Source organism: Actinophytocola sediminis (genome assembly GCF_054779715.1).
This window is the reverse complement of the sequence record NZ_BAAGXS010000001.1, coordinates 20,704-36,676: the sequence shown is the minus strand read 5'-3', so window position 1 is coordinate 36,676 and position 15,973 is coordinate 20,704. Positions and strand designations below refer to the sequence as shown.

Sequence of the window (15,973 nt, the reverse complement as noted above, 5' to 3'; positions counted from 1 at the left end):
CGCCACCGCCGACGTCATCGCCGACGTCACCGCTAGCGTTGTTGGTCATGACGATCGACCTGACCGCGCGTGGTGACGCCTTCCGGGAGTTCTGGACCGAACGGCATCTCGCGACCCTGACCACCGTCCGTCCCGACGGCACTCCGCACGTCGTCGCCGTCGGGGTCACGGTGGACTTCGACGCGGGAGTCGCCAGGGTGATCACCTTCGGCTCGTCGAAGAAAGCCCGGCTGGTCAGGGAAGCGGGCGCGCGGGGCGTCCCGGTCGCCGTCTGCCAGCTCGACGGCCCACGCTGGTCCACGCTGGAGGGACGCGCGGTGCTGCGCGACGACCCGGACTCCGTGCGCGACGCGGAGCGCCGCTACGCCGCGCGCTACCGGCAGCCAAGGCCGAACCCGCAGCGCGTGGTCATCGAGATCACCGTGACCAGGGTGCTCGGCAACGCCTGACCGACGACGAACGCCCTGGCAGGGAGATGGCAGCCAGCTGGCAGCCGCCGCGGTTAGCGTCCCCCGCCATGAGAAAGATCATCGTTTCGGTCAACATGTCGCTCGACGGCGACACCGACCACATGGAGGAATGGCACTTCCAGTACTTCCAGGAGGAAGCGCAGAAGATCGCCCAGGAGCAGCTGTTCGCGAGTGACGCGCTGCTCCTCGGCCGCGAGACCTACGTGGCGTTCGCCGAGGTCTGGCCGGGGATGGCCGAGCAGGCAGGCGAGTTCGGCGAACGGATGAACGCCCTGCCGCACTACGTCGTCTCCACCACGCTCACCGAGCAGCAGGCCACCTGGCAGCCAACGACGATCATCCGGGACGACGTCGTCGACACCATCGCGGCGCTCAAGGCCCAACCCGGCAAGGACATCCTGATCTACGGCTACGGCAGGCTCGCGCACACGCTGTCCAAGGCGGGCCTGCTCGACGAGATCAGGGTCTGGCTGCACCCGGTCTTCTCCGGCCACGGCGACCCGAAGGGACTGCTGTACCGGGACGGCACGAACATCCCCGTCGAGCTCGCCCACACGCGGACGCTCGGCTGCGGGATCGTCATCCTCACCTACCGGGCGGCCACCGCGCCCCAGGCCGGTTAGGTCGACAGCCGCGGCTGCGCCAACAGCTTCTCGACCTCGGCGGCCCTCGGGTTGCCGGTGCTCGCGAAGATCCGCAGCGCCCGGCGCAGGGTCTCCCGCGCCTCCCGCTCCCGGCCGAGCCGGGACAGGATGCGGCCCTTGACGATCAGCGTCCCCGGCTTGGACCGCTGGTCCTCGACGGCGCCGTGCAGCGCGAGGGCGTCCTCCGCGTACACCAGGGCGTCGTCGAGCCGGTCGGTGTCCAGCGCGGCCTCGGCCATGTTGCCCCTGGCGAACGCCGCGAAGTAGTCCGAGCCCAGCTCGCGGTAGAGGTGGTAGGACCGGGTCAGGTTCGCCAACGCCTCCTCCGGCCTGCCAAGCATGCCCTGGATCGCGCCGAGGTTGAGCAGCGCGTGGGCCAGCGGCCCGGTGGCCCCGGACCGGGTGGCGACGGCGACGGCCTTCTCCAGCCAGGGCTCCGCCGGCTCGAGCCGGCCGATGTCGGCCTCGGTGAGCGCGTAGGCGACGTGGGCCGAGGCCGTCGACGCGTCGTCGCCGAGCCGTTCGCCGAGCTCGGCGGCCCGGCGCAGCCACCGTCGGGCGGTCTCGTACTGGCCGTTCCCGTACGCGGTGCCCATGGTGTAGGTCGCGTGCAGGATCGCGGTGTCGTCGACGAGGCGGTCGGCGCAGCGGACCGCGACCTGCGCCGCGGTCATCGCGTCGTCGTCCTGCCGGAGGACCTCGTGGAAGTACCGCAGCGCGAACGCGAGCTGCCAGCCGTGCCGGTCGAACCCGTGCTCCTCGGCGTACTCCACCGCCGCCAGCAGGACGAACCGGTTGTGGTTGTACCAGGCCAGCGCCGTCGGGAAGTCGGGAAAGGACTGCGGCGGGCGGGCATCGGCCGCGTCCGGCACGGCGAAGGGGAGCGTGCCGAACGCGGTCGCCCTGGCCTGCGCCACGGTCCGCAGGTACCAGTCGAGGATCCGCTCGCGCGCCGCGGCCACGTCCTGGGCCGACTCCTCGGCCAGCGCCCGCTCCAGCGCGTAGGCCTGCAGGAGGTCGTGGAACCGGTATCGGCCGCGCTGGTCCTGTTCGAGCAGGTGCACCGAGGTGAGCGTGTCGAGCAGCCGGCGCGCCTCGCGGTCGGCCGTGCCCAGCAGCACGGCGGCCGCCGGCACCGTGATCTCGGTCGTCGGGTGCAGGCTGAGCAGCCGGAACGCCCGCGCCGCGGCGTCGGTGTTCTCGTGGTAGGACCACGAGAACACCGTGCGGGGATCGGCCGCCGGGTCCCCCGGCTCGGCCAGCAGGTCCAGCCTGCCGGTCCGGCTCCGCAGGTCGGCGACCAGCTCGGCGATCGGCACGTCCGGGTAGCGCGCGGCCTGCTGTGCCGCGATGACCAGCGCCAGCGGCAGCCGGCCGCACAGGTCGGCGAGCTCATCGACCGCCGCTGGCTCGTTGGCGCAGCGCTGCTCGCCGAGTACCTCCCGGACCAGCTCGATCGCCTCGTCGGCCGGCAGCTCGCCGACCGCGAGCCGGCGGGCGCCGTCGCGCACCGCGAGCCCGCGCAGCTCGTTGCGGCTGGTCACCAGGACGGTGACGGTCGCGGTGGCCGGCAGCAGCGGCCGGACCTGGCTCGCGTCCCGCACGTTGTCGACGAGCAGCAGCAGCCGCCGCCCGAGCACCGTGGTCCGCCACAGCGCGGCGCGTTCCTCGGCCGTCGGCGGCACCTGGGCCGCCGGCACCCCGACCGCGCGCAGCACGACGTCCAGCGCGGCCGCGGGTTCGACCGGCTCGCCGGGGCCGTGGCCGCGCATGCCGAGATAGAGGTGCCCGTCGGGGAAGTGGTCGAGCACGCGGTGCGCCCAGTGCAGCGCCAGGGTGGTCTTCCCGGCGCCGCCCGGTCCGTGCACCGCGATGACCAGCGGCGGCCCGCTCCCGCGATGAGCGAGCAGGAGCCGGTCGAGGGTCGCGAGGTCGGCAGCCCGGCCGGTGAACCCGGTGAGGTCGGGCGGCAGCTGCCTCGGCACGACCGGGCCGGTGACCACGGGCAGGTCGACGGGCAGGTCGTCGTCGGCCGCGAGCAGCCGGGAGTGCAGGCCGCGCAGCTCAACCGACGGGCTCACGCCCAGCGCGTCGGCCAGCAGGGCGCGCACGGTCTCGTAGGTGTCCAGGGCCTCCGCCTGCCGCCCGGACCGGTGCAGCGCCGTGATCAGCCGCGCCCACAACGGCTCCCGCAGCTCATAGCGGGCCGTCAGCTCGCGTAGCTCCCCGACCAGCTCGGCGTGCCGGCCCAGTTCCAGGTCGAGGTCGATCCGCTGTTCGGTCGCGGACAGGTACCGCTCGACCAGGTGCGCGGCCACGGTCGCCTCGACCTGCGCCGGCAGGTCGCCGCCCACCGCGGCGCACCGCCACAGGTCCAGCGCCTCGACCAGCAGCTGCCGCGCGCGGGCCGGATCGTCGCCGCGGGCGGTGTCGACCAACCGCTGGAACCGCAGCGCGTCGACCGCGTCCGGCGGCAGGTCCAGCAGGTATCCGCTGTGCGCGGTGCGCACGACGTCCGCGCCGAGCAGCCGGCGCAGCTGGCTGACGAGCGAGTGCAGCGCCGGATGCGGCTGGTCGGGCAACCGCGCACCCCACACCTGCTCGGCCAGGGTGCCCATGGGCACGGCCTGTCCCGCACGCAACGCCAGTGCGCACAGCAGCGCGCGCAGCCGAGGCCGGGTGACCTCGACGGGCCGGCCCCCGACGCGCACCTCCAGTGCGCCAAGCAGGGCGACCGTCACGGGGGCCATCACGTCGACGGCGGCGGCTGACACATGCCCGCGATCGTATCCGCCCATGGCGACACGATCAGGACAGCCGGTCCCGACGGTGAACCGTGGCGAACCGTGGTGAACGACCACCGGCAGGGAGATGACAGCCGGCTGGAAGTCGCCGTCGCTAGCTTTCCTCCCGACCGACCGAGGGGGATTGCCACATGCGCGAACGACGGGGCCGCGACTGCCTGCGGGCCTTGCAGGACAAGGCGGACCAGACAGTCGCCGAGTACCAGGCGCGGACCCGCGCCATCGCCGCCCGACTGTCCATACCGGACCGAACCACACCGGTCGCCGACCAGGATGCCGAGCTGGACAACGATGTCGTCGAGTCGTGGCTGGCGGATCCGAGGGACGGGGCCGCGCGGACGGGTGCCCAGGACCCGGCCAGCGCCGCGGTGGACCGGATCGAACGCGGTGAGATGACCTGGGACGAGGTCCTCTCCGGACGGGCCACCGACCGGGACTCGGTGGCGCTGCGCACCTTCCTGGGGGATCTGGTCGCCACGATCCGCGCGGAACGGCAGGCCCGCCGATGACCGGGTTCCAGGTGGAGCGGCCCTTCCTGCACGGCTATGCCGCGCAGCTGCGGGCGAACGCGGACGCCGTGACCACCGTCTCCGAGTACGCGAAAGTCCACTGCCACAACTTCGACCGCATCAGCGGCCTGCTCGAGCCGGCCGAGTGGATCTCGAGCTTCGCGGCGGACACGTTCGTCCCCTGGCTACCCACGACCGAGCGCGTGCTGCGAACGACCTCCGACCAGCTCACGAAGACCGCGACCGCCTACACCACCGCCGACCACGCCGCCGCGCAGCGGTTCGACGGGCAGCAGGGCGGCACGGACACCACCCAGCCCGCCCCCGGCTTCACCGGCGGCGCGTCGGTGGCCCCCAAGCCGCCAACCGACGAGGTGCTGACCGGCTGGGTCGAGGAGAAGCTGGCCGACCTCCTCGGCGAGGTCGCCGGGGTGGTCAAGTTCTTCACCGGCTACGACATCATCGCCGAGTGGACCCCGGTCCTGCTCGGCGACTGGGGCGCGCTGAACCGCCTGGCCGAGGCGTGGGGCGAGGTCACCCACAGCGCCCGCGCGATCCACGAGGACGTCACCGCGGGGCTCGACACCCTGACCCCGCACTGGCTCGGCGGCGCGGAAAAGAGCGCGGCCGCCTATTTCGACCAGCACATGCGCAACCGGGTCCTCGGCGGCATCGAGACCCTCGCCGAGGCGGCCGACATGATGCGCGCGGCGCACGAGTGCTGGTCGAAGAGCTACGAGGCGATCATCACCAACGCGTTCTGGCTGCTCGACTACTACGCGGTGCGGTTCAAGTCGGTGGTCAACCGGATCAGGAAAGCGGCCAAGGACCTCACGCTCGACCCCAGGACGTGGTGGGACCTCGGCGAGGAGCTGTTCTCGATCGGCGGCGACTATCTCGAGTTCATCAAGACCACCATCGACGCCATCGTGATCTGCATCGAGCAGTACAAGGAGATGGGCCAGCTCCTCGTCGACGAGATCGACTACTTCATCACCCTGACCACCTGGCAGCTCAAGGCGGCGACGATGCCTTGACGCCGCGGCCCGGGAGCGGGTCACGAGGGGTCCCGCTCCCGGGTCACGATCATTCTGGAGCGCTCCCAAATGTTAGGCACTTTATTGACTGCCGTCACCAGAATGCCTAACGTCGAGCATCAGATATATCCGACTGGAGGTCAACGATGACTCGAACCAGAACGGCGCTCGCAACCCTCGTCAGCACCCTCGTGATCGCCATCGCCGGGATCGCCTTCCCGCCGGTCGCGGCGGCCGCCTCGTTGGTGGAGGTGACCGGCTTCGGCGCCAACCCGGGTGGGATGCGGATGCACGTCTACGTACCGGACTCCCGGCCGACGGCACCCGCCATCGTGGTGGCGATGCACGGCTGCGGCGGCTCCGGTCCCGGCTTCTACTCCGGCAGCGAGTTCGCCTCACTGGCCGACCGGCACGGGTTCGTCGTCATCTACCCCAGTGCCCAACAGCAGGCCGGCTTCGGGAACTGCTTCGACACCTGGTCGGACGCGTCCAAGCGCCGCGGCGGCGGCAGCGACCCGGTCTCGATCGAGTCGATGGTGACCTACGTCCAGCAACGCTACGGCGGTGACCCGAACCGGGTGTTCGCCACCGGCTCCTCCTCCGGCGGCATGATGACCAACCACATGCTCGCCCTCTACCCCGACGTGTTCAAGGCAGGCGCCGCGTTCATGGGCGTGCCCTTCAACTGCTTCGCCAACGCCGCCGACTACCCGCCGGGCGCCAGCCGGTGCACCGGCGGAAGCATGAACCGGTCCCCGCAGGAGTGGGGCGACGCGGTCCGCCAGGCCTACCCCGGCTACTCCGGACCCCGGCCGCGAATGCAGCTGTGGCACGGCACCGCCGACAACCTCGTGCCGTACTCCCTGCTGCAGGAGGAGATCGAGCAGTGGACCAACGTGTTCGGGCTCAGCCAGACACCGACGTTCACCGACACCCCCCAGCCCAACTGGAACCGCCGCGGCTACGCCGACAGCGCCGGCACCGTCCAGGTCGAGGCCTACAGCGTCCAGGGCGCGGGACACAGCCTGCCGTCGAGCGGCATGGCCGCGTCCGCCATCGCCTTCTTCGGCCTGACCGGCGGCAGCGACCCCGACCCTGAGCCCAACCCCGGCCCGTGCCGCGTCACGGCCACGACCAACTCCTGGAACTCCGGCCTGACCGCGAACATCACCATCACCAACACCGGCACCGCCGCGACCAACGGCTGGTCGCTGGCCTTCACCCTCCCCAGTGGACAGACCATCACGTCCGGCTGGAACGCCACCTACACCCCGTTGTCCGGTCAGGTGACGGCCAGCAACGTCACCCACAACGCGGCGATCGCGCCGAACAGGTCGGTCGACATCGGCTTCCAGGCCACCCACTCCGGTAACCCGGCCGCACCAACCGGTTTCACCCTCAACGGGGCGAGCTGCGCCACCTCCTGACGGCCGGGCTCATCGGCGTTGGCCTGGCTGGTCGCATCGGCCGCCTATGCTGACCGGTGGCCGGCACCTGGCCACGGGCACCCGGAGGAGCGATGACGACGACGAGTCACCTGTCCTCCGGGAGCCCGGACTGGGCGCGCAGGCCGACCAGCCTGGCCACGGCCCTCACGACCGAACTGGTCGAGCGCATCGTGCGCGGCGTGCATCCCGTCGGCACCGCCCTTCCGCCGGAACCGGTGCTGTGCCAGACGTTCTCGGTGAGCCGGACCGTCGTCCGCGAGGCGGTGAAGGTCCTGCAGGAGAAGGGCCTGGTCCAGGTCCGCCAGGGCGCCGGCACGATGGTCACCCCGCAGGCGACGTGGAACATGCTCGACGAGGTCGTCCTCGCGGCCACTGTCGCCGAGGACGACTCGCTGGCCGTCCTCGACGACATCGTGGTCACCCGCAGGCTGCTCGAGTCGGACATGGCGCACGTCGCCGCCACGGTGGCCGACCAGGAGGCCGTCGACCGGCTCCGGGCCCTCGTCGACCGGATGGACCAGCTCGTCGACGATCCCGTCGCCTACCGGGAGCAGGACCGCGTCTTCCACGACACCGTCATGCGGGTGTCCGGCAACCGGATCGCGCGCGCGGTCGTGCGCGCGCTGGAGAGCCAGGTCATCAACACCGCGAGCTATCTCGGCCGCAGCGAGCCCGCGCTGTGCGTGGCGTCCAACCGAGGACACCGCGCCGTCGGCGAACGGATCGCCGCGCACGACCCGGCCGGTGCGGCGTCGGCCATGTTCGCCCACATCACCGAGGCGTGGCTGGTCCGCCGCGGCGGCGCCGGGGACCTTGGCCGGCTGGCGCGGTAGCCGCACGCGGGTTCGGCGGCGCTGGCGGAACATCATTGCGAAGACATCATTCGTATGATGAACTGATGTTTGTTGCGTCTCGGCGGGGGACGTTCCGGACCTGTTCCGGGTGAGGAGATCCCGTGTCCGCGACCACGCTCACCGCCGCTCGTGTCGTCGCCCGTGTCGTCGCTCTGGTCATGTCGCTCATCGCGTTCGCCGTCGTGGCCCCGACCGTCGCCCCCACCGTCGCCGCCGCCGAGGCGACCACCCTGTACGTCTCCCCCACCGGCAGCGGAACCGACTGCACCGCCGCGGTTCCGTGCTCGCTGCCCGCCGCGCAGACCGCGGTGCGGTCGCTCAACGACACCATGTCCGACGACATCGTGGTGGAGCTGGCCGACGGGGTGTACCGGCTCGCCGCACCGCTGCGGTTCACCTCGGCGGACTCCGGGAGCGGCGGGCACCAGGTGGTGTGGCGGGCGGCCGCGGCGGCCCGGCCGGTACTGAGCGGGGCCCGCGCGGTCACCGGCTGGTCGGTGGCCGACAGCGGCAGGAACATCTGGCGCGCGGACGTTGGCACCGGCACCGAGACCCGACAGCTGTACGTCGACGGCGTGATCGCGACCCGCGCACGCACGCAGGTGAACCGGTCGGCGTTCACCTTCACCAGCACTGGCCTGAGTTTCTCCGACTCCGCGCTTGGCTACCTGAACAACCTCGCCAACCAGGACCGGGTCGAGGTGGAGAGCGTCAACTCGTTCACCGACCGGTACTCACCGGTGCGGAGCATCAGCGGGAACTTCATGACCATGCGCCAGCCAGCGTGGAACAACAACACCTTCGGCTACGACACCCTCGCGGCCCCGCACCGCGCCGGGCCGCTCTATCTCGCCAACGCCTACGAGTTCCTGGACGCGCCGGGCGAGTGGTACGTCAACCCCGGCACCGGCACGCTCTACTACATCCCGCGGTCCGGGCAGAACATGAGCACCACCACCGTGGAACTGCCCGTGCTGCAGTCGCTGGTGAACGTCGGCGGCAGCTACGACGCGCCCGCGCGCGACCTCACGTTCAGCGGCATCAGGTTCACCGGCACGACCTGGCTCGGCCCGAGCGGCGACCAGGGGTTCGCCGACCAGCAGACCGGCGCCTACCTCGCGGGCACCTGGGACTGGCCGGCCGACCGGCTGACCTCCTGTCAGAACGGCTGCCGCCAGTTCGAGGCGGCCCGCCCGCACTGGCACCAGATGCCCGCCGCCGTCCAGGTCTCCGCCGCCACCGGGATCACCTTCAGCGACGCCGAGTTCGTCAACCTCGGGCAGACGGCCATCGGCATCGGCAACGACGCCAACGCACACGCGAGCGGCGTCGGGCTCGGCGCGAGCGACATCACCGTCACCGGGTCGGAGATCGCCAACAACTCCGCCGGCGGCATCGTGGTCGGCGGCGTCCGCGCCGACGCCCACCACCCGAGCGACCAGCGGATGGTCAACCGGGACATCACCGTGACCGACAACCGCCTGCACGATCTCGGCGTGGAGTACCGGGGCAACGTGTCGGTGCTGACCACCTACGTGACGACCACCGACGTGTCACACAACGAGGTCTACAACATGCCCTACACCGGCATGTCCATCGGTTACGGCTGGGGCAGCAACGACGCTGGCGGCAGCGACCACTACGCGAACCGCGGCCTGTACGCCTTCCAGCCGAGGTACCCGACGCCGACGACCGCGTCGGGCAACCGGCTCGTCGGGAACTTCGTGCACGACGTGATGCAGCAGATGAACGACGGCGCCTGCATCTACACGCTGGGGTGGAACCCGAACGCGGTGATCAGCGCCAACCACTGCCTGCGGACCAACGGCCACTTCGGACTGTACTTCGACGAGGGTTCCAAGTACTACACCGCGACCGGCAACGTGTTCTCCGCGACCGGAACGTGGGCCACCGCCAACTACTGGGGTGGCGAGAACATGGGCAACTGGACGGTCACCGACAACTGGTCGAGCAACGGCAGCACCAACGTGTTTGATGGGGACCGTGGCAACGTGGTGCGGGGCAACGTCACCGTCTCCAACGGCAACTGGCCCGCCGGCGCGACGGCCGTGATGGCCAACGCCGGTCCCCGGGACGGCACCGCCCCGCCGACGGGCGACATCCTGGGTGTCCAGTCTGGACGCTGCGTGGACGTCGACGGCGCGAGCACGGCGAACGACGCGCGGGTGCACCTGTGGGACTGCCACGGCGGCGCGAACCAGCAGTGGACCCACACCTCCGGCAAGCAGCTCATGGTGTACGGCACCAAGTGTCTCGACGCGTCCGGGCAGGGCACCGCCAACGGCACCGCGGCGATCATCTGGGACTGCCACGGCGGCACGAACCAGCAGTGGAACCGCAACGCCGACGGCACCATCACCGGCGTGCAGTCCGGGCTGTGCCTGGAGGCCGCCGCCAGCGCGACCGCGAACGGGACGCTCCTGCGGCTGTGGTCGTGCACCGGCGGTGCGAACCAGCGGTGGACCCTGCGCGACTGACCGAAGGAGAGGGCGAGCGGCGATGAGGCAGCGAGCACTGTGGTCGGCGGTCCTGCTGACGGCCGGACTGGCGTTGGCCGGCTGCGGCAGCGCCGCGGGCCCCGGCCCGTCGGCCGGCGGCGGCGCGGACCGGCTGGTCGTCTGGGACTGGAAGTCGGGTGACGCCGCCGCGGCCGCCTACCTCGACGCCGCGAAGGCCGACTTCGCCGAAAAACACCCGGAGGTGGCCGTCGAGTTCGTCGCGCAGCCGTTCGACCAGTACTACACGTTGCTCGGCGCGGCCATCCAGTCGGGCAAGGGGCCGGACGTCATGCTGCTCAACGGCGGCGGCCAACTCCGCGACCGGGTGGACGCGCTCCTCCCGCTGGACACCCACCTCGCCGAGGACCGGGACCGGCTGACCGGTTGGGAGGCCTTCACCGCCGAGGGGAAGGTCTACGCGGCCCCGGTCACCCTGCAGGGACACCCGATCTACTACAACAGGGAGCTCTACGCGCGCGCCGGTCTCGACCCGGACCGTCCACCGTCCACATGGGACGACTTCGTCGCGGCCTGCGGCACGATCGAGGAGCGGACCGGCGCGCGCTGCCTCGCCCTGGGCAACAAGGAGGGCATCGGCATCCAGTTCTTCCTGTCCGGACTGGGTTCCGGCGCGCTCACCGACCAGGAGTACGACGACTGGCTCGCCGGCGAGCGGGACTGGACCGCGCCACACGTCAAGCGGATCTTCCAGCTGTGGCAGGAAGCCGAGGAGTCCGGCCTCAACACCGATGGCGCCAACTCGACCGCGATGTTCAACGACGCGTTCGCGCTGTTCCAGTCGGGGAAGGCGGCCAACGTGATCGGGCTGATGTCCGATGTCGGGCACTGGCAGGACTTCGGCGAGTTCCTCGATCCCGACGACATCGGGGTCATGCCCGCGCCGGTCAGCACACAGGGGGCGACGCCGAGCCTGCCCTACGACGGCGGCATCGGGTACGCCGTGGCGAAGTGGACGCCCGATCCCGCGCTCGCCGCCGACCTCGTCCGCTCGCTGACCGCGCGGGACGCGTTGGCGGCGTTCCAGTCCGACGCCGGCGCGATCGCCGCGGACACCGGCATCGACCTACCGGCCGGCGGGCCAGCGGTCACGTCGATCGTCGAGGGCATCGGCGACGGGAAGCCCGCGCTGCACGTGGCACTGTCCGCGACGACGCTGGACCTGCTGGGGAGACTGTCCCAGCAGTTGCTGAGCGGCGCGGTCACCGTCGACGACGCACTGTCCCAACTGGACGCCGCGGACCAGGGGCGTTGACCACTACCGACCGGGCGCACGCTGGTCGGCGCCGGGCCAGGCTCGCGCCGTACGCGCTCGTGGCCCCCGCCGTGCTGATCCTGGTCGTGCTGCGGCTCTACCCCCTGGTCCTCGGCGTCAACTTCTCCTTCACCGGGGACGGCGACCGCGACGGAACCGCCGTGGGACTGGACAACTACGCCACCCTGCTGCGCGACCCGCTCTTTCTCGGTGCGCTGCGCAACGTCGGCTGGCTGGTGCTGCTGCTGCCGGTCGCGGTCGCCATCCCCGGGCTGCTCGCCACGTTCATCCACCTGCGCGTGCCGGGGCACCGGTTCTTCCGGAGTGTCTACTTCTTCCCCGCCGTGCTGTCCCCGGTGATCGTCGGCGCGATCTTCAACCTGCTGCTGGCCTTCGACGGCCCGCTCAACGCACTGCTCGGCGGCGTCGGGCTCGGCCCGGTCGACTGGCTCGGCGACCCGGACATCGCGCTCTTCACGGTTGTCGGCGTGCACGTCTGGGCGACGTTCGGCATGGGGCTGGTCGTGTTCCTCGCCGGGTTCGCGGCCCTGGACCCCTCCCTGATCGACGCCGCGCGGATCGACGGCGCGGCGCTGCCCCGGATCATCTGGCACGTCATCATCCCCGGCCTGTCGCGCACCATCCAGTTCGTGTTCGTGACCACGATGATCGGGCTGCTCACGTCGATGTTCGGCCTGCTCTACGTGATGACCAGCGGCGGCCCCGGCGGCGCCACCTACCTGCCGGAGTACTACATCTGGATCCAGCAGGGACAGCTGAACCGGCCTGCGCTGGCCTCGGCCGCGGCCACCGTCCTGTTCCTCGTCATGATCGTGGTGGGACTGGCACAGATCAGCCTGCTGCGCCGCGCCGGCAGGGCGGACTGATGGCGCGCGTCGGCAGGTGGCTGGTCGCCGTCCCGATGGCCGCGCTCGCGCTGGCCACCGTCTACCCGTTGGTGTTCACCACCAACGTGGCGCTGCAGACCCGGCGCGAGTACGTCCTCGACCGCTTCTCCCCCGCGGACTCCGTGCGGGCCGACAACCTCACGACGGCCTGGCACAGCGTCGGGATGGCCCGCTACTTCGCCAACTCGGTCGTCGTCGTGCTGTGCGCGGTCGCGGTGCTGCTGCTGATCGGGTCGATGGCGGGGTTCGCGTTGGGGCGCCTGCGGTTCCGTGGCTCGCGGGCGCTGTTCCTCGGTTGTCTCGCCGCGTTGTTCGTCCCGTTCCAGGTGGTCATGGTGCCGTTCGCGCGGACGTTGGCCACGTTCGGCCTGATCGACACCTACCCGGGACTCGTGCTCGCCTATGTCGCGCAGTTCCTGCCGTTCACGATCTTCCTGATGGCCAGCTTCTACGCGCACGTGCCCGCCGAGATCGTGGACGCGGCCATGATCGACGGCAACACGCTGTTCGGCGTGTACCGCAGGGTGATGCTGCCGATCGGCACCCCGGCGCTGGTCTCGGTCGGCATCCTGAACACGTTGTTCTGCTGGAACGACGTGCTCATCGCGTTGCTGGTGATGCCGTCGGCCGAGCACCGCACCCTCATGGTCGGCGTCACGGCGCTGCGCGGCCAGTACTCCGCCGACATCCCGACGTTCGCCGCAGGGGTCCTGATCGCGGCCGTGCCCCTGCTGGTGGTCTACCTGTTCTTCCAGCGCCAGATCGCACAGGGCGTCACGGCCGGCGCGACGAAGGGTTGACCATGCGCATCACCGGATACCGCACACTGACCACGGTTCTGGACTGGGGACGTCCTACCGGCGACGCCAACGGCGTGCTCGCCGACGGCCGTGCCCCGGTGCCGATCATCCTGGTCGACACCGACGAGGGGATCACCGGCGTCGGCCTCGGCCCGCACCTCGACGCCGGGCCGGTGTTCAGCGCGATCGAGGGCGAGGACCCGCGCGGCGTGACGGCGCTCTACGACCGGATGCTGCGGCGGACGTTCAAGGCCGGTCACGCCGGCGCGGTGTTCGGCACGATCGGCGCGTTCGACACGGCGCTGTGGGACATCAAGGCGAAGGCGGCGGGCGAGCCGCTGTGGCGGTTGCTCGGTGGCCGCGACCGGCGGGTGCCCGCGTACGCCTCCGGCCTGGACATCGCGCTGACCGACGACGAGCTCGTCGCGGCGTACCGGGTCTATGCCGACCACGGCCTGCGCGCGGCCAAGCTCAAGGGTGGGCTCGACGTCGACCGGGACCGGCGCCGGTTGACCCTGGTCCGGGACGTGCTGACCGACGCCGGCCGGGGCTCGCGGCCGGCGATGATGCTCGACGCGAACGAGGCGTGGACGCGCAAGCAGGCCGTGCGCCATGTGTACGAGCTGGAACGCTCGGTCGACCTCACCTGGGTCGAGGAGCCGGTCCGGCGGTGGGACGCGGAGGGAATGGCCGTGGTGGGCAGGGGAATCCGCGCCTCGGTGGCGACCGGGGAGAACCTCACCGGGCTCGAACAGTTCCGCCCGCTGCTCGCCGCGGGCGCGGTCGACGTCGTGCAGACCGCCGCGGTCTGGGGAGTCACCCACTTCCTGCGGGTCGCGGCGTTGGCCCACGCGCACGACCTGCCGGTCAGCCCGGTCGGCAGCACCCCGGTCGGCCTGCTGCACGCCGCCACGTCGGTGCCCAACCACCTCTCCGGCGAGCTGCAGGACCTCGCGCCACCGGTCGGCGTGCGCATCGCCCACCACGTCGACGACGGCGCGTTCATCCTCGGTGACGCGCCGGGACTCGGCGTCGACATCGACGAGCACGCCATCGAGCCGGCCCACCCGCCCCAGAACGGCGACGGCCCACACGTTCGGCCGGCCGCCGCGGGCAGGCGACTGCTCGCCGCACCGCACGACGGCACGGTTCCCGCCTACCCGTGACCGATTTCGGCGAGCGTGGCGAAACTGTGGATCGCCCGCTGTCGCCTCGTCATGAGCGCGCTCCCAAATTCAGGCCAAAAGTATTCACGACAGCGCCGAAAAAGAGGAGATCCCGTTGACTTCTGGTCGATCGAATCGCTAGGTTTGATACTGGAATGCGCGACGGGTCGGAATTCTCTGAGGAGATCGACAGCGGTGGCCGGGAGTACCGGCACCGGCCGGCCCCGGCGAGGTCGCGAGCAACCAAGGACGATGCGCTGACGAGGAGACGTGATCACTGTGCGCATGACGAATTCCCCTGCCCGGCGGCTGCTCGCGACCGCGGTGACAATGATGGCGGCGGTGGCGGTGCTCGTACCGGGAGCGGCGTTGGCCGACGGCAACGTGGCCGCGGACACCGGTTGCCGGGTCGACTACACGATCGGGTCACAGTGGTCCGGCGGGTTCGGCGCCACCGTGACGGTGACCAACCTCGGCAGCGCGGTGACCCAGTGGAGCACGGCGTGGACGTTCGCCGGCGACGAGCGGATCAGCCAGCTGTGGAACGGTTCGCACACGCAGTCGGGCACCCGGGTGACCGTGACCAACGCGGCGTGGAACGGCGCCATCACCACCGGCGGGTCCGTCTCGTTCGGCTTCAACGCGACCGCCGGAGCCGGCCCGGCCACCCCGGCCGCGTTCACGCTCAACGGCGTGGCCTGCGACGGCTCGACGACCCCGCCGCCGGCGGACGACGGGCCGGCGGTGGACAACAACTTCCCGGTCACCAGGGAAGGCGCCTACGGCGACAACCGCTACACCGTGTTCCGGCCGTCGGACCCGCAGGCCGTCGGGCGCACCATGCCGGTGCTGACCTTCGGCAACGGCGCCTGCGCGCACACCAACAACAGTGAGGTCACCCGCGCGCTGACGTTCATCGCCTCCAAGGGTTTCGTCGTGGTGAACACCGGGTCGGCCGACGGCTCGAACAACGGCGTGCCGAGCGGCTCCCCCATCCCGTCCCTGCTGACCGACGCGATCACCTGGGCCGAGCGGGAGCAGAACCGCTCCGGATCGCCGCTGGCGCAACGGCTCGACCTGACCAGGGTGGCCACCGCCGGCCACTCCTGCGGCGGCATCGAGGCGATCATCGCCGGCAAGGACAGTCGCGTGTCCGCGGTGATCTCGTTGGACAGCGGGCTGTTCGCCGACGGCTCCTTCGGATACTCGCGCGACGAGCTCGCCCGGCTGCACAGCCCGGCGCTGTTCATGGCCGGTGGTCCGTCGGACATCGCCTACGACAACACCCGGGCCAACTACGACCTGGTGACCGTGCCGGCCGTGCAGGCGATGCAGCCGGAGGCGGGGCACGTCGGCTTCATCACCGGCAACCAGATGACCGACGGCATGACGACGGTCGTCCACTTCCTCGACATGGTGCTCAACGGCAACGAGACCGCCAGGTTCTACATCCTCGACCCGGCGGGACTGGCCGCGAAATACCCGTGGACGGTGGCCAGGAAGAATTTCTGAATGATTGTCGTGCCGAATTGTCAATTACC

13 protein-coding genes are annotated in these 15,973 nt (G+C 70.9%); 12 read left to right on the top strand and 1 reads right to left on the bottom strand.

What is annotated here, in order from left to right; translation table 11 throughout:
- The first annotated feature begins 47 nt into the window (after positions 1-47).
- A complete protein-coding gene (locus ACYVIP_RS00160) occupies positions 48-449 on the top strand; it encodes a TIGR03618 family F420-dependent PPOX class oxidoreductase (protein WP_460390596.1) in 402 nt (133 codons plus the stop codon).
- A 68-nt stretch (positions 450-517) separates the two neighbouring features.
- Positions 518-1,093 carry a dihydrofolate reductase family protein gene (locus ACYVIP_RS00155; protein WP_460390594.1) on the top strand — a complete coding sequence of 192 codons (576 nt, stop codon included), beginning with the start codon at positions 518-520 and terminating at the stop codon, positions 1,091-1,093.
- Here the strand turns inward: ACYVIP_RS00155 and ACYVIP_RS00150 are convergent.
- Positions 1,090-3,912: an AfsR/SARP family transcriptional regulator gene (locus tag ACYVIP_RS00150; protein WP_460390592.1), complete on the bottom strand. Its 2,823-nt coding sequence runs from the start codon at positions 3,910-3,912 to the stop codon at positions 1,090-1,092. The two genes, ACYVIP_RS00155 and ACYVIP_RS00150, sit on opposite strands and share 4 nt — an antisense overlap.
- Positions 3,913-4,049: 137 nt before the next feature.
- Here ACYVIP_RS00150 and ACYVIP_RS00145 point away from each other — a divergent pair, with 137 nt between their 5' ends.
- The 10 genes from ACYVIP_RS00145 (at position 4,050) to ACYVIP_RS00100 (ending at position 15,944) form a co-directional block, all read left to right on the top strand.
- Positions 4,050-4,427, top strand: coding sequence for a hypothetical protein (locus tag ACYVIP_RS00145; protein ID WP_460390589.1), 378 nt, complete (start codon positions 4,050-4,052; stop codon positions 4,425-4,427).
- Entirely contained in the window at positions 4,424-5,464 is a 1,041-nt protein-coding gene (locus tag ACYVIP_RS00140) for a hypothetical protein (RefSeq protein WP_460390587.1), read from the top strand. Before ACYVIP_RS00145 ends, ACYVIP_RS00140 begins: the two co-directional genes overlap by 4 nt.
- Before the next feature lie 146 nt (positions 5,465-5,610).
- Positions 5,611-6,891 carry an extracellular catalytic domain type 1 short-chain-length polyhydroxyalkanoate depolymerase gene (locus tag ACYVIP_RS00135; protein ID WP_460390585.1) on the top strand — a complete coding sequence of 427 codons (1,281 nt, stop codon included), beginning with the start codon at positions 5,611-5,613 and terminating at the stop codon, positions 6,889-6,891.
- A 92-nt stretch (positions 6,892-6,983) separates the two neighbouring features.
- Positions 6,984-7,745, top strand: a complete 762-nt coding sequence (locus tag ACYVIP_RS00130) for a FadR/GntR family transcriptional regulator (RefSeq protein WP_460390583.1) — start codon at positions 6,984-6,986, stop codon at positions 7,743-7,745.
- A 122-nt stretch (positions 7,746-7,867) separates the two neighbouring features.
- Positions 7,868-10,264, top strand: coding sequence for a ricin-type beta-trefoil lectin domain protein (locus ACYVIP_RS00125; RefSeq protein WP_460390581.1), 2,397 nt, complete (start codon positions 7,868-7,870; stop codon positions 10,262-10,264).
- 22 nt (positions 10,265-10,286) lie between these two features.
- Positions 10,287-11,558, top strand: coding sequence for an ABC transporter substrate-binding protein (locus ACYVIP_RS00120; protein WP_460390579.1), 1,272 nt, complete (start codon positions 10,287-10,289; stop codon positions 11,556-11,558).
- The gene (locus ACYVIP_RS00115) at positions 11,555-12,445 is read left to right on the top strand and encodes a carbohydrate ABC transporter permease (RefSeq protein WP_460390577.1); all 891 of its coding nucleotides are present in this window, start codon (positions 11,555-11,557) and stop codon (positions 12,443-12,445) included. The genes ACYVIP_RS00120 and ACYVIP_RS00115 overlap by 4 nt, the downstream gene beginning before the upstream one ends.
- Positions 12,445-13,266: a carbohydrate ABC transporter permease gene (locus ACYVIP_RS00110; protein WP_460390575.1), complete on the top strand. Its 822-nt coding sequence runs from the start codon at positions 12,445-12,447 to the stop codon at positions 13,264-13,266. Before ACYVIP_RS00115 ends, ACYVIP_RS00110 begins: the two co-directional genes overlap by 1 nt.
- 2 nt (positions 13,267-13,268) lie before the next feature.
- Positions 13,269-14,432, top strand: a complete 1,164-nt coding sequence (locus ACYVIP_RS00105; RefSeq protein ID WP_460390573.1) for a mandelate racemase/muconate lactonizing enzyme family protein — start codon at positions 13,269-13,271, stop codon at positions 14,430-14,432.
- Positions 14,433-14,717: 285 nt separating this feature from the next.
- A complete protein-coding gene (locus ACYVIP_RS00100) occupies positions 14,718-15,944 on the top strand; it encodes a cellulose binding domain-containing protein (protein ID WP_460390571.1) in 1,227 nt (408 codons plus the stop codon).
- Positions 15,945-15,973: the final 29 nt, after the last annotated feature.

Coding starts and splice junctions, on each gene's coding strand:
- ACYVIP_RS00160 (WP_460390596.1), top strand. CDS start 48: ATGACGATCGACCTGACCGCGCGTGGTGACGCCTTCCGGGAGTTCTGG.
- ACYVIP_RS00155 (WP_460390594.1), top strand. CDS start 518: ATGAGAAAGATCATCGTTTCGGTCAACATGTCGCTCGACGGCGACACC.
- ACYVIP_RS00150 (WP_460390592.1), bottom strand. CDS start 3,912: ATGGGCGGATACGATCGCGGGCATGTGTCAGCCGCCGCCGTCGACGTG.
- ACYVIP_RS00145 (WP_460390589.1), top strand. CDS start 4,050: ATGCGCGAACGACGGGGCCGCGACTGCCTGCGGGCCTTGCAGGACAAG.
- ACYVIP_RS00140 (WP_460390587.1), top strand. CDS start 4,424: ATGACCGGGTTCCAGGTGGAGCGGCCCTTCCTGCACGGCTATGCCGCG.
- ACYVIP_RS00135 (WP_460390585.1), top strand. CDS start 5,611: ATGACTCGAACCAGAACGGCGCTCGCAACCCTCGTCAGCACCCTCGTG.
- ACYVIP_RS00130 (WP_460390583.1), top strand. CDS start 6,984: ATGACGACGACGAGTCACCTGTCCTCCGGGAGCCCGGACTGGGCGCGC.
- ACYVIP_RS00120 (WP_460390579.1), top strand. CDS start 10,287: ATGAGGCAGCGAGCACTGTGGTCGGCGGTCCTGCTGACGGCCGGACTG.
- ACYVIP_RS00110 (WP_460390575.1), top strand. CDS start 12,445: ATGGCGCGCGTCGGCAGGTGGCTGGTCGCCGTCCCGATGGCCGCGCTC.
- ACYVIP_RS00105 (WP_460390573.1), top strand. CDS start 13,269: ATGCGCATCACCGGATACCGCACACTGACCACGGTTCTGGACTGGGGA.
- ACYVIP_RS00100 (WP_460390571.1), top strand. CDS start 14,718: ATGACGAATTCCCCTGCCCGGCGGCTGCTCGCGACCGCGGTGACAATG.